Origin of the sequence: Glycomyces sp. MUSA5-2, from assembly GCF_037034145.1 — a bacterium.
Lineage (GTDB): Bacteria > Actinomycetota > Actinomycetes > Mycobacteriales > Micromonosporaceae > Glycomyces > Glycomyces artemisiae.
In genome coordinates this window covers 962,964-975,948 of record NZ_JBAGKG010000001.1, presented here as the reverse complement: position 1 = coordinate 975,948, position 12,985 = coordinate 962,964, and the positions used below count along the sequence as shown (strand labels likewise).

The window sequence follows — 12,985 nt, the reverse complement described above, 5'->3', positions numbered from 1 at the left end:
GCCCCGGAGTCCGACTCCGGGGCGCTTTGCGCATCCCTCGAACGTGCCAACTTCAGATAGCGCCTTCCGGCGTGTATCCCACCGGTCTCACGGGCCTCTTCCCTGGTGAAAGCCGCGATACCCGTCCAGCCCGTGGCGTTCGCGGCATTCCGGGCTTGAGTGCCTTTCGACCTATCGGAACCGGCGTGGACCCCACGCCTCGCAGAAGGTGAGGAGAATTGATCTTGAAGAGATCCCCCTCCTCGCCCGACAACCGCATAGACCCCCGAAGACGACAAGAGGAGCTCCCATGCGATTGGTGTTCGCGGAGAACGAACCCCATCTGAAGCCCAACCCGCGCCGCGACCACATGTCCGGCGTGCCCGAACTCGCCTACTCCACGCTGGACCGGCACGGCGGCCGCGTCCTCCTCCCTGGCCAGGTCGTCCGCACCGCGGGCCGCTCGGCCCCCGTGGGGACCATCTACCGCTACGACCGCCTGCTGGTGGACGAGTCCGTCATCAACGACGACGCGTCCCGCCGCAAGCTCGAAGGCGCGATCCGGCCCACCGGCCTGTCCCTGGAGAGCCAGGCCGCCAACCCGGTCGTCGCGGGCTCGGGGCCGTACCGCGTCCCGGTCGTGAGCACCCACGGCGACCAGGCAGCGGTCGACGCGTGGTCGCTCCTCCAGCGGCTCAAGACAGACACGAGCGACGCGAGCCTCCCGGAAGACCTGCTCGCGAAGGTCCGCCTGGAGCACCTCATGATCTGCTCCAGGGCCGGAGGCCCCAGCGTCGGCACCGGCGAGCCGCCGCTTCCCGGGCCCCACAAGCACTCCATCGGCCGCATCCCGGTCGACATGGTCGCGCCGATGCCCGAACGCAGGAAGCTCGACCGGCGCCTGCGCGTCGCGGTCCTCGACACCGGCGTCCCCAGCGGGCACCCGGCGTTCGACATCTCCGACCGCAGCGAGGGCAAGGACACCTTCGTGGTGGTCGACCACGCCTTCCAGACGAAGCTCGGGCAGCACAACGACTCGCCCGCGCCGCCGCTCGACGACCCCTGGGACGGCCCGGTCCACGAGCCGACCCTCCTCGGCGAGGTCGCCACCCACTTCGGCCACGGCACCTTCATCACCGGGCTGCTGCGCCAGATGTCCCCGGACGTCCAGGTGTACTCCCTGCGCGTGGTCCACAACGACGGCCTCTCCTACGAGCACGAGATCATCGGCGCGCTCCACCACGTGGCCGACCAGATCGAGGCCGCGCGCGGCGGCGACGCCGAGGCGTTCCCCGTCGACGTGGTCGTCCTCGCCACGGGCTATGTGGACGAGGCCTCCGACGACATCCCGGGCGGCTGGATGGGCGGTGCCGTCGACCGCCTCATCAAGATGGGCGTCCCCGTGGTCGCCGCCGCCGGGAACCAGTCCTCCGACCGGCCGTTCTACCCCGCGGCGTTCGCCGCGCACGAGCAGCCGGAGAACGCCGCGCCGATCCTGAGCGTCGGGGCCCTCAACCCCAACCTCGAAATCGCCATGTTCTCGAACGAGGGCCCGTGGGTCTCGTGCTACGCCACCGGGGCCGGGTTGGTGAGCACGTACCCGTGCGAGGCCGCGGGTTCGCTCGAACCCGAGCGCCGCGCCAAGTCCACGATGCGCAACCGCTTCCGGGAGAGCTACGACTTCGACGACTTCTCCTCCGGCTACGCGGTCTGGAGCGGCACCTCGTTCGCCGCCCCGGTCGCGGCGGCTTACCTCCTGAACGCCATCGCCGAATCCGGGGTGGAAGAGATCCAGGACCCGGTCAAGGCCGCTGAGCGCGCTCACGCGGCCCTCGCCCGGCTGAAGAGTCGCTAGCCTGAAGACATGAACACGATTCCGGCTCAATCGGTGGCGGCGGTCGACTACGACCGGTACGCGCGGCTCTACATCGCCGCGCGTGCCGGCGACCGTGCCGCGCAGCGGACCCTGATCGAGGAGCTCACCGAGCCGCTCTGGCGAGTGGCGCGGCGGGCCGGCCTCGACCGGGAGAGCGCCGCCGACGTGGTGCAGACCGCATGGCTTCGCCTGTGGCGCACCAAGGACGGACTCGAGAAGCCTCGCGCGCTGACCAAGTGGCTGCGTACCACGGTCAGCCGCGAGGCCTGGAACGTCGCCGGGCAGGCGAGGCGCGAAGTCGCCTCCGACCCGCTCGACATCAAGGAGCCGATCGTCGAAGGTATCGAGGACGGCTTCGTCCGCGATGACGAACGAGAGGCGGTACGCCGTGCCTTCCTTGCACAGGACGAGAAGTGCCGGGCGCTGCTCGCCTACGTCGCGGCGTTCTCCCGGCCGGACTACGACGTCATCTCCGAAGAGCTCGGAATGAAAAGGGGGAGCATCGGGCCCACGCGGGGCCGGTGCTTGGACAAGATGAGAAAGACCCTGCTGGACGACCCGTCCTGGGGCGCAGGTGAGGAGCGGTATGCAGATGGAACCTGACAAGCGGGACCAGGGCGAGTTCGAGCCGTTGGACTCCTGCGATGAGCGGATTCTCGCCGTCATCAACGAGCTCCACCAACGGGACGACCCGATGCCGACCGATCTCAACGAGCGGGTCGAATTCGTGCTCGAACTCGAAGCGGCACTGGATGCCAGAGTCGCATCCGTATACCGGCCCAAGGAATTGACGCTCGTCCGCGGAGAAGCCGAACTGGCGGTGAACCAGGGCGATCCGGCATCGATCACCTTCGACTGCGAAACGGTCACCGTGATGGTCACGCCCCGTCCCTCGGCATTGCAGGAAATGCGCCTCGACGGATGGATCGGACCAGAAGGGACTTATGCCGTCGAACTCAGAAGTCCGCAGGGGACCCGGCGCGCGACGACCGATGAAACCGGGAGATTCGTACTCGAGGGCCTGCCCAACAATGAGATGTTCCAGTTGGTCATCAGGCCCGACGAGGCATTGCAGCGAGAGGGCCTCCCGGCGGTGGTCGTGACTCCCGCAGTGCGCCTGTAGCATATGAAGAATGCTTCAAAGCGCTTGGCGGTTGTTCACCCGGGGACAGCGTCTGAACCGACGCGGCCGAATCTCGGAATCCGCACTTGCGCTCGAACAGGCACTTGAGGTACTCGAATGGGACCGAGAGCGGCCTCCGGTCGCCGGAACCGCGCGGGCGCGACTGACCGCGAAAGCACTGATGGTCCTTTCCACGGACAAGGCGAGTCTGGGCGACCCTGCCGAAGGACTGCGCCTGCTCGACACGGCCGAGGCGTTCGTGGCTCCGGACGACCGGGGGGTCCTCTTCCACCAGAGGGCTCTCGGACTGTGGCAGACCGGCCGCCTCGCCGACGCCGACCGGTGGTTCGACGAGGCCGAACCGCATCTCGCCGCGAACGGCCCCGACTACATGTACGCGGCGCTGTTCCACAACCGGGCTAACCTGTGGCGCGACCTCGGCGAGCTCCAGCGCGCCCTCGACAGCATCCACAAGGCCATCGATCTCTACGAGCGGGTGCTCATCCCGGTCAACCGCGCCAAGGCCATCCACATCGAGGCGCTGATATGGCTCGACCTCGGCGAGGCCACGAAGGCGCTCACCGCGTTCGACGAGGTCCGTGCCGAATACCTGAAATACGCTCCAGAACTTGAGACGTTCATCGAGTCCTCGTACGCGCTGGCCTTGTTCTCGGTCGGCATGTTCGGGCAGGCCGCCGACCGGTGGGGGGAGGCGATCGCCTCGTCGCGGCTCGCCGGGGACCTCCGAAACGCGGCCAACGCGGAATTCTGGAGAGCCGTCGCGGCGTACGAGGACCGCCGGTACGACATCGCGGAGCAGTGGGCCGAGCAGGCCATGGACTCGCTGTACGAGCAGGGCAACGAGCCGATGGCGTTCCTCGCGCGCCTGCTGATCCTCCAGGGCCGCTTCGACGCCGAGCAGATGGGCCCCGACTTCGCCGATCAGGTCGGTCGGCTCTGCGACGCACTGGACCAGCGAGGCTGGACGCTCCGCCTCAACCAGGCCAAAGTGCTGGCCGCCCGGGCGAGGATCCGCGCCGGGGAACTCGAACTCGCCGAAGAGGCGCTGCGGTTCGAATTGAGCGGACCGGCCCATGAAGTGCTCGCAGAGAGCCTGGCCCGGTTCGCTGCGAAGGCGGAGCTCGCCATCGCCCGCGACGAGGACCCCATGCCGGATCTGCGCACCGGGCTCGACCTGCTCGACGACTATCGGACGACCTTCGGATCGGTGGAGTTCCAAGCCGGCGTGTCCGCGCTCGGGGTGCAGCTCTCCAGCAAAGGACTCACCCACACCACCAACCACGGCAGTCCCGCGGAGATGCTCCAGTGGGCCGAGCGCTGCCGGGGGCAGGCCCTGCGGATCCCGCCGGTGAAGTCCTCATCCGACCCGAACGCCCGCGAGGCGCTGGGCCGGCTCCGCCTGGCCCGCCAGGAGCTCTGGGACCTCCAGGTCGAGGGCGCGGAGACCGCCGACGCGCTGGAGCGCGTCCGCGGCCTCGAAGCCGAGATCCGCGACTACGACAGGGCGAGGCCGGGACCGCGGGAACAGGCGGAGCGGATCGCCTCCTCGGAGATCCACGAGCTGGCGGAGTCCCGGGAAACGGTGGTGGTCAGCCTGTTCGAAGTCGGCGGCATCCTCCGCGCGGTCCTCGCCGGCGGCGACGGGCTGCGGCATGTGCCGCTCATGCCGCTCGACGAGGCCTCGGAACTCGAACGCCGCCTCGGCGCCGACCTTGACGCGCTGAGCCGGACCTTCCACCATCCGGAGCGTCTGCGCCAGAGCGTCGAGAGCGCTATGCGCCGCAACGCGACCGTGCTCGCAGAAGGCATCTGGGACCCGATCGCCGGCTACGTCGGCGACCGGCAGGCGGTCGTGATACCCCACAGCCAGCTCGCCTGGGTCCCCTGGCCCCTGCTGCCGCCCTTGCGGGGCCGCCCGTTCACGGTCACGCCCTCTGCCGAGGCGTGGTGGCGCGCCGTCCACCGGCCCGCGGCGACCGGCCCCGCGATCGTCGCCGCCGGGCCGCGGCTCGTCCGCGCCGACAGCGAGGTCGACGCCGTGGGCGCGCTCTACCCCGAGGCGCGGCTGATCCGTGCCGAGAAGTCCGACCCCGAAGCGGTGCTCAAGGGCCTCGACGGCGCCTCGGTGGCGCACCTCGCCGCGCACGGGCACCACGAGCCGGACAACGTCCTGTTCTCCCGCTTGGACTTCGGGCTCGGGCCGCTGAACGCGTACGAGCTGCTCGGGCTCGACCAGCCGCCGCAGCACGTAGTGCTGTCCGCGTGCGACCTGGGGCGGTCGACCGTAGAGGTCGGGAACGAGACGCTCGGGTTCACCGCCGCGCTCCTGCACGCCGGAACCTCCACTGTGGTCTCCAGCCTCGCGAAGGTCCCCGACTCGATGGCCGCCGAGATGATGGTCGACTACCACCGCCGCTGCGCCGCAGGCGCGAGTCCCGCCGAAGCCCTTGCGGCCGTGGGGGAGCAGCGTCCGTGGCACCCGTTCGTCGCGTTCGGCGCGTAGGCTGCCCCCATACCCCCGCGAAAGGCGCAGCCCGTACCGATGTTCCGCAACCCCGACCACCGCCTCCTGCTCGTCTCCGTGGCCGCGAGCCAAGTCGGCCTCCAGATCGCGTACTTCTCCGTCTCGATCATCGCCGTGGTCGTGCTCGACCTGAGCGAAGCGCAGATCGGCGTCCTCAACGCCATGGACCAGATCGCGCTGGTCATGTTCGGCCTGCTGGTCGGCGCGTGGGTGGACCGGATGCGGCGCAAGCCGATCATCGTCGTGAGCGAGGTGCTGCGGGCGGCCGTGATGCTGACCGTGCCCCTCGCGTGGATGCTCGACGCGCTCGCGACGTGGCAGATGTACGCCGTCATGTTCGGGCTCGGACTCGTCTCGGTGTTCTTCGACGTGGCGCAAGGAAGCTACGTGCCGATGCTCATCGACAACGACCGCCTCGCCGGGGCGAACTCGCGCATCCAGGGGCTCCGGTCGGCCTCCGACACCGGCGGGCCGCTCGTCGCCGGGCCGCTCGTGACGCTGCTGACCGCGCCTGTGGCGGTCGCCGTCGCGGTCGCCGGGTTCGCGGTGTCGGCGTTCAGCATGTGGCGCATCAGGTTCCAGGAGACCGATCCGGTGCGCCGCGAGAAGCCGCACCTGCGGGCCGAGATCGCCCAGGGGATCAGGTTCATCCTCAAGGACCCGATCATCCGCACCGTCGCGTTCTCCAGCGCCTGGTGCAACCTCTCCGTGGGCGCGTTCCAGGCCATGCTCGTGGTGTTCCTCATCCGCGACGCCGGCCAGTCGAGCGCGGTCGTCGGCCTGGTCCTCGCCGGGTCCGGGGTCGGCGGGGTGCTCGGGGCGATGCTCGTCGGGAAGATCTCCGCGAAGGCCGGGATGGGGCGCACCGCGCTCGTGGCGCTGGCGCTCTCCGGGCCCGGCATGGCGGTCGTGGCGTTCTCGGGGCCCAGGTGGGGCGCGGTGGTCGCGTTCCTCGGGCAGGCGCTGTTCGTGGGCGCGATCGTGGTGTTCAACGTGAACGTTGTCAGCTACCGCCAGGCGGTCACCCCCGACTCGATCCAGGGCCGCGTGAATGCGACGCAGCGGGTCATCTCGTGGGGCACAGTCGCAGTCGGCTCAATCCTCGGCGGGTTCGTCGGCGAAGTGATCGGGGCGCGGTCCGTCCTCCTCATCGCCGCCGGGATGCTCTTCGCCGGGTGCCTTGTGCTCCTCAAGACCCCGATCCGCACCCTCAAGGAGCTCCCCGAGGAGGGCTCGGGGCTCAGAGAGGTCCGCTAGTGCTGCGCCGCAGTAGCATCGGGCCATGACCTGGGACCCCGACGCCCCCGGCGTGCTGCGCCTCCCGTCCGGCCGCCTCGTGCGCGGCCGCGGCCTCGCCCGGCCCCTTCCTGAAGGGCCGCAGCCGCAGTTCGCGCTGTACCTCCTCGGCAAGGAGCCGCCCCCGACCGCTTGGGACGCCGTGTGGGTCCGCTGGCCCGACTTCCGCCTGCCCGCCGACAAGCCCGCCTTCGCCGCGGCCCTGCGCGACGCCTGGACCCGCGCCGAGACCGAACGCGTCGAGATCGCCTGCCACGGCGGCCACGGCCGCACCGGCACCGCCCTCGCCTGCCTCGCCGTCCTCGACGGCGTCCCCGCCGCCGAAGCCGTCGCCTTCGTCCGCGCCGGATACTCCCCGAAAGCCGTCGAGACCCCCTGGCAGCGCCGTTTCGCCTCCCGTTTCGAGTCCTGAGACGGGTAGGCGTTTGCAGCGCCCCTGGCATAAGGTGGGGGACGCGCATCACCCCCACCGAACCCCAAGAGGCCGCACATGACGCCACCCGCACCGCACGAGCGCTCGACGCTGCGGCGGTGGCTGCCGGTCCTCGCCGTGGTCGCCGCGCTGCTGGTCGTCGGGATCGCCGCGCAGGGGACGGGGCTCCAGTGGGACGAGGCGCGGATGCCGTACTCCGGGGGCGAGGGCGCCGAGAGCCCGCCGCCGCTGATGACCCAGGAAGAGCTGTCGATGCCGCCGACCGGCGAACCCGTCGAGGGGAGCACGTTCCCCTCGTGGATCAGCTGGCTCATCCTCGGCATCCTCGCCGGCATCCCGCTGCTGCTCATCCTGCTGCTCGTCATCCGGCGCCTCATCAGGTGGATCGTGGAGGCGCCCGAGTCGACCGGCGTGCCCGAACCCGAACCGGCGCACCTGGTCCGCGACTTCTCGCTCGTCGAGGACGCCATCGCGTCCGCGATCCAGGAGATGGACCTCGGCACCGACGCCAGGTCGGCGATCATGGCCTGCTGGGTCCACTTCGAGCGCGCCGCCGAAGGCGTCGGGATCGAACGGGACGCCTCCGACACGCCCGCCGACCTCGTCCGCAAGCTCCTGTCGCGCCACGACCTCGACGGCGCGGCCCTGAACCGGCTCACCGAGGCGTACCTGCGGGCGAGGTACTCGCCGCACGAGGTCGGCGAGGCCGACCGCGACCGCGCCCGCGACGCCCTCGTCGCGCTCCGGGCCCAGCTCGGCGTCAGGGAGGCGCAGTGAGAAGAGAAGCGCCGCAAGGCATCTCGGCGAGGGAACTCCTCTCGCCGTTTGGGCGCGTGCGGCTGTGGCCCGCGGTCGGGGCCGTCGCGCTCGCCGTGTTCGCGTGGGCGTTCGCGTACGTCGGCGGCGTCGACTTCGCGCTGTGGCAGCTCGTGCTCCTCGCCGTCGCCGCGCTCCTGGCCTACTCCGTGGTCTCGGGGATGCGCGCCGACACCGAGCCCGCGCCCGAGCTGCGCGTCCACACTGTCAACGAGCCGTCCTGGCGCCCGTTCGCCGATGTCAACCGCTGGGAGGACCGGTTCATCTTCGCCGAGGCCAAGCCCGGCCGGTTCGCCACCACGAACGCGAAGCAGCAGCTCACCGAGCTCGCCGCCGAGCGCCTGCGGCTGCGCCGCGGCCTCTCGCTCGACGGCCAGCCCGAGGAGTGCCGGGCCGTCCTCGGCGAGCGCACCTACCTGTTCCTGACCGGCCCCGCGCCGGACTGCCCCTCGCCGCAGCAGCTCGGGGTCCACCTGAAAGCCATCGAGGAGATCTAAATGACCGAGACGCCGCGCATCAGCCTCGACCAGGTCGCGCACCACGCCGAAGCGGTCCTCAAGTCGGTCCGGTCGGTCATCGTCGGCAAGGACGAGCCGCTGCGCCTGGTCCTCGCCGGGATCCTCGCGGGCGGCCACATCCTCCTCGAAGACCTCCCCGGCCTCGGCAAGACCCTCACCGCCCGGTGCTTCGCGCAGAGCCTCGGCCTCGACTTCCGCCGCCTCCAGTTCACGCCCGACCTGCTGCCCGCCGACGTCACCGGGTCCCTCCTCTACAACCAGAAGACCGGCGAGTTCGTCTACCGCAAGGGCCCGGTCCACACCAACCTCCTCCTCGCCGACGAGATCAACCGGACGCCCCCGAAGACGCAGTCCGCGCTCCTCGAAGCCATGCAGGAGCGCCAGGTCTCCGTCGAGGGCGAGACCCACCTCCTCCCCGAGCCGTTCACCGTCCTCGCCACCTCCAACCCCGTCGAGTTCGAGGGCACCTACCAGCTCCCCGAAGCCCAGCTCGACCGGTTCCTGCTGCGTGTCTCCTTCGGCTACCCCACCCCCGACGAGGAGTGGGAGGTCCTCCAGCGGCGCATCGGCCGCCGCCAGGAGACCGTCGACCTCGACCCCGTCATCGACGCCGCCACCCTCGTCGCCATGCAGCGCGCCCTCGAAGACGTCACCGTCGAGGACTCCGTGGGCCGCTACATCGTCGCCGTCACCACCGCCACCCGCGGCCACGCCCAGGTCCAGGTCGGCGCCTCCCCGCGCGGGTCGCTCGCGCTGCTGCTCGCCTCCCGCGCGCTCGCCGTCCTCGCCGGGCGCGACTTCGTCACCCCCGACGACGTCAAGGGCGTCGCGGGCGCCGCGCTCGCCCACCGGATCACCCTCAAGCCCGAGCTGTGGATGCGCCGCATCGACCCCGCCGCGGTCGTCGCCGACATCTGCCGCGGCGTCCCGGCCCCGCAGACCGCCCAGGCCCCGGCCTACACCGCGGGCCCGGCGCAGCAGCGATGACGATCGACCCGGTCCTGAGCCTGCGCACCGACAACCCCCGCGAGGTGCGCCCGGCCCGGGTCGAACCGCCCGTGACGTGGCGGCGGACGAAGGCCCTCACGAGGGCCGTCGCCCTCGCCGCGGTGTGCCTGCTCGCGGCGGTCGCCTTGGGCCGCATCGACCTCGTGCTCATCGCCGCGCCCTTCGCGATCGGCACCGCCGTGCTCCTCCAGCGCCGCCCGCACCGCCCGCCCGAGGTCCGCATCGCGCCCCTCGAAGGCACCGGGACCGACCTCTCCTGCGCCGAGGGAGGCACCGCCGCCGCGCGCGTCATCGTCGCCAACCCCGAGCCGGTCGCCGTCACCGCGATCGTCACCGCCGTCGCCGACCCCTGGATCGAACTCCACACCGGCAAGGGCGACTTCGCGTCCGCGCTGGCGCCGCAGTCCGGGCGCGACCTCGTCGTCGCCGGGACGGCCCGCCGCTGGGGCGAGCACCACCTCGGCCCGGTCCACGTCCGCTCCGTCGCCTGCGGGGGCCTCCTGGAGACCACCGTGCAGCGCCTCCCGGGCCTGTCCGCGTGGGTCCTGCCCGTGCCCGACTGGTTCGACTCGGCCGAGTCCCTGCCGTTCGCCGACGGCGTCACCGGCGTCCACCGGTCCCGCCGCGGCGGCGACTCCGGCGAGCTCGCCGAGGTCCGCCTCTACCAGCCCGGGGACCGGCTGCGCCGCATCGACTGGCGCACCTCCATGCGCACCAGGGACTTGTACGTCAACGCCACGCTCTCCGAACGCGACACCGACGTCACCCTCGTGCTCGACCTCCAGGTCGAGGCGGGCGTGTCCGGCGGCCTGGACGGCGCCGCGTCGATCGCCGACCTCACCGTGCGCGCCGCCGGAGCCGTGGCCTCCCACTACGCGCTCCAGGGCGACCGCACCGCGTGCGTCGAGTTCGGCGCCCGCGGGCGCCGCATGCGGGCCGGGGCCGGGCGCCGCCACGCCGCCGCCACCCTGCGCTGGCTCGCCGCCGTCGAGATCCCGCCGGACCCCGTCCCGCCCTCGCCGGACCTGCTGCGCCGCCAGCTCGCCGGGCAGCGCAGTCTCAACGTCGTGTTCACGCCGCTGCTCACCGACCGGTCGATCGCGCTCATCGCGTCCCTCGCCCGCGCCGGGCGGCCCGTCCTGTGCGTCGACACCCTCCCGCCGCACGTCGCCCCGCCCCGTCGTACACATTGGACGCCGTACGCGGAGCGGCTGTGGCGCCTCTCGCGCGACAACACCCTCATGGAGCTGCGCGACCTCGGCGTCGCCGTCGAGCCCTGGCAGGGCGCGGCCTCCCTCGACAACGTCCTCGCTCAACTCACCCGGAGGCGCTACCGATGACCCCTCTCGACGAAGCTTGCGAGTCGTAAATGAGCGATGTCCAGCGCCCGCTCCTCCAGGCCCTGCGCGAGGGCGCCCGCGAGCGCGCCAAGGCCGGGCGCGCCGGGGGCGTCTCGTGGGCCCGCCGCATCGCCCCCGCGCCGGTCCTGCTGCGCCTCCTGACGGCCCTGACGCTGTTCACCGCCTCCGAGCTGGCCGTGCCTCCCGAATGGGCCGGGACCGGGTTCTACGCGGCGCTCGCGGCGCTGCTCGCGCTCGCCGCGGCCCTCGCCCCCGCGGGCCCGGCGGTGTTCGTGGCAATCGGCTTCACGATCGCCGCCTGGCTCGTCTCCGACGCCCTCGACGGCGACCGCTCTCCCACATTGTGGACGGCCGCCGGGCTCGCCTGCCTGCTGTACACCGGCCACTCCGCGGCGGCCGTCGCGCAGCGTTTCCGAACGACTACCGCAATGGACGGTGAGATCATCCTCACCTGGGCGAAGCACCTCGGGCTGGTGCTGGCGTCGACTGTGGGCATAGCGCTCACCCTGGCGCTGTTCACCGCGTATTTCACCGGTCTCACCGCAGGTCTCGCGGTCGGCGCGGGCATCGTGGCCGCTGTCACCGTGATCTACGTCCTCGCGCGTTCACTACACAAGACCCCCTGAACAGGGCCAGAATTGAACACGTGAAACGTATAGTCGTGATAGGTGCCGGTCACGTCGGTTTTTACGTTGCCGAACGCTTGAGCAAGCTGCTGAAGGGCGACATCAAGCGCGGTCAAGTTGAACTGATGGTCATCGACCCCAACCAGCACATGACCTACCAGCCGTTCCTGCCCGAGGCGGCCGCTGGTTCCATCTCCCCGCGACACGGCGTTGTGCCGCTCCGACAGGCCCTCAAGCACTGCACCATCCTCACCGGTGCGGTCACCGAGATCAAGCACGCCGAGCGCAAGCTCATGGTGCAGCCCTATGTCGGCCCCGCCCGCGAGGTCGAGTACGACGAGGTCATCGTCGCCCCCGGCTCCGTCTCCCGCCCGCTCCCCATCCCCGGCCTGGCGGACACCGCCATCGGCATCAAGTCGATGGGCGAGGCGATCTGGCTGCGCAACCACGTGCTCCAGCGCTTCGACATCGCCGCCACCACCGAGGACCCCGACGTGCGCCGCAAGGCCCTCACGTTCCTCACCGTCGGCGGCGGCTTCGCCGGCGCCGAGACCCTCGGCGAGCTCGAAGACCTCACCGCGAACATCGTGAAGAACTACCCGATGCTCGACGCCTCCGAGATCAAGTGGTACCTCGTCGAGTACGCCAACAAGATCCTCCCCGAGGTCGGCCCCGAGATGGGCGCGTACGCCGCCCGCGAGCTCACCAAGCGCGGCGTCGACATCCGCCTGGGCACCACCCTGAAGTCCTGCGAGGGCGGCCACGTCGTCCTCACCGACGGCGAGGAGTTCGACTCCGACACCATCATCTGGACCGCAGGCGTCATGCCCCACCCGCTGCTCAAGCAGACCGACCTGCCGATCGGCCCGCGCGGCCACCTGGAGTGCAACACGCGCCTCCAGGTCGCCACCGGCGTCGAGGCCGGGAAGCACACCGTCGGCGAGGTCGTCGAAGGCGCCTGGGGCGCGGGCGACTCCGCCCAGGTCCCCGACACCTCGGACTTCCCGATGGACTGGTGCACCCCGTCCGCGCAGCACGCCGTCCGCCAGGCCAAGACCCTCGCGGACAACGTCTACCGCAGCCACGTCGGCCGCGAGCTGACCCCGTACGAGCACAAGTACATCGGCTCGGTCGCCGGCCTCGGCCTGTACAAGGGCGTCGCCAACACCTACGGCTTCAAGGCCAAGGGCCTCCTCGCCTGGCTCATGCACCGCGGCTACCACCTGTCGCGCGTGCCCGGGACCGGCCGCAAGGGCCGCGTCCTCGCGGACTGGATCGTCGGCTTCTTCACGAAGCGCGAGATGGTCCAGCTCGGCGAGATCCAGGCCGGACGCGAGCCGTTCGAGGCCATCGCCGCAGGCACCGACCCCGCACGGGCCGCCAAGTCCGTCGGATAGTCGTTAC

At 71.1% G+C, this 12,985-nt stretch carries 12 protein-coding genes; all 12 read left to right on the top strand.

Annotated elements, in window-relative coordinates:
- The first annotated feature begins 289 nt into the window (after window positions 1-289).
- Complete coding sequence (locus WA640_RS04615) at window positions 290-1,834, top strand: S8 family peptidase (RefSeq protein ID WP_335986323.1); 1,545 nt, start codon at window positions 290-292, stop codon at window positions 1,832-1,834.
- Between the two features lie 9 nt (window positions 1,835-1,843).
- Window positions 1,844-2,458, top strand: a complete 615-nt coding sequence (locus WA640_RS04610) for an RNA polymerase sigma factor (RefSeq protein WP_335986321.1) — start codon at window positions 1,844-1,846, stop codon at window positions 2,456-2,458.
- A complete protein-coding gene (locus WA640_RS04605) occupies window positions 2,448-2,978 on the top strand; it encodes a hypothetical protein (protein WP_335986320.1) in 531 nt (176 codons plus the stop codon). The genes WA640_RS04610 and WA640_RS04605 overlap by 11 nt, the downstream gene beginning before the upstream one ends.
- Before the next feature lie 181 nt (window positions 2,979-3,159).
- Window positions 3,160-5,502, top strand: coding sequence for a CHAT domain-containing protein (locus WA640_RS04600; protein WP_335986318.1), 2,343 nt, complete (start codon window positions 3,160-3,162; stop codon window positions 5,500-5,502).
- Window positions 5,503-5,541: 39 nt separating this feature from the next.
- Window positions 5,542-6,780, top strand: coding sequence for an MFS transporter (locus tag WA640_RS04595; protein WP_335986317.1), 1,239 nt, complete (start codon window positions 5,542-5,544; stop codon window positions 6,778-6,780).
- A gap of 25 nt (window positions 6,781-6,805) precedes the next feature.
- The gene (locus tag WA640_RS04590; RefSeq protein ID WP_335986316.1) at window positions 6,806-7,231 is read left to right on the top strand and encodes a protein-tyrosine phosphatase family protein; all 426 of its coding nucleotides are present in this window, start codon (window positions 6,806-6,808) and stop codon (window positions 7,229-7,231) included.
- 78 nt (window positions 7,232-7,309) lie between these two features.
- Window positions 7,310-8,029: a DUF4129 domain-containing protein gene (locus WA640_RS04585; protein ID WP_335986315.1), complete on the top strand. Its 720-nt coding sequence runs from the start codon at window positions 7,310-7,312 to the stop codon at window positions 8,027-8,029.
- Complete coding sequence (locus WA640_RS04580) at window positions 8,026-8,565, top strand: hypothetical protein (RefSeq protein ID WP_335986313.1); 540 nt, start codon at window positions 8,026-8,028, stop codon at window positions 8,563-8,565. The genes WA640_RS04585 and WA640_RS04580 overlap by 4 nt, the downstream gene beginning before the upstream one ends.
- Entirely contained in the window at window positions 8,566-9,573 is a 1,008-nt protein-coding gene (locus WA640_RS04575) for an AAA family ATPase (protein ID WP_335986312.1), read from the top strand. It begins immediately after the preceding gene.
- Entirely contained in the window at window positions 9,570-10,934 is a 1,365-nt protein-coding gene (locus WA640_RS04570; RefSeq protein ID WP_335986311.1) for a DUF58 domain-containing protein, read from the top strand. The genes WA640_RS04575 and WA640_RS04570 overlap by 4 nt, the downstream gene beginning before the upstream one ends.
- A 29-nt stretch (window positions 10,935-10,963) precedes the next feature.
- The gene (locus tag WA640_RS04565; RefSeq protein ID WP_335986310.1) at window positions 10,964-11,581 is read left to right on the top strand and encodes a hypothetical protein; all 618 of its coding nucleotides are present in this window, start codon (window positions 10,964-10,966) and stop codon (window positions 11,579-11,581) included.
- Between the two features lie 20 nt (window positions 11,582-11,601).
- A complete protein-coding gene (locus WA640_RS04560; protein ID WP_335986308.1) occupies window positions 11,602-12,978 on the top strand; it encodes an NAD(P)/FAD-dependent oxidoreductase in 1,377 nt (458 codons plus the stop codon).
- Window positions 12,979-12,985 lie beyond the last annotated feature (7 nt).

What these genes read in the sequence shown, in the direction of transcription:
- WA640_RS04615 (WP_335986323.1), top strand. Translation starts at nt 290, where the DNA reads ATGCGATTGGTGTTCGCGGAGAACGAACCCCATCTGAAGCCCAACCCG.
- WA640_RS04610 (WP_335986321.1), top strand. Translation starts at nt 1,844, where the DNA reads ATGAACACGATTCCGGCTCAATCGGTGGCGGCGGTCGACTACGACCGG.
- WA640_RS04605 (WP_335986320.1), top strand. Translation starts at nt 2,448, where the DNA reads ATGGAACCTGACAAGCGGGACCAGGGCGAGTTCGAGCCGTTGGACTCC.
- WA640_RS04600 (WP_335986318.1), top strand. Translation starts at nt 3,160, where the DNA reads ATGGTCCTTTCCACGGACAAGGCGAGTCTGGGCGACCCTGCCGAAGGA.
- WA640_RS04595 (WP_335986317.1), top strand. Translation starts at nt 5,542, where the DNA reads ATGTTCCGCAACCCCGACCACCGCCTCCTGCTCGTCTCCGTGGCCGCG.
- WA640_RS04590 (WP_335986316.1), top strand. Translation starts at nt 6,806, where the DNA reads ATGACCTGGGACCCCGACGCCCCCGGCGTGCTGCGCCTCCCGTCCGGC.
- WA640_RS04585 (WP_335986315.1), top strand. Translation starts at nt 7,310, where the DNA reads ATGACGCCACCCGCACCGCACGAGCGCTCGACGCTGCGGCGGTGGCTG.
- WA640_RS04575 (WP_335986312.1), top strand. Translation starts at nt 8,566, where the DNA reads ATGACCGAGACGCCGCGCATCAGCCTCGACCAGGTCGCGCACCACGCC.
- WA640_RS04570 (WP_335986311.1), top strand. Translation starts at nt 9,570, where the DNA reads ATGACGATCGACCCGGTCCTGAGCCTGCGCACCGACAACCCCCGCGAG.
- WA640_RS04565 (WP_335986310.1), top strand. Translation starts at nt 10,964, where the DNA reads ATGAGCGATGTCCAGCGCCCGCTCCTCCAGGCCCTGCGCGAGGGCGCC.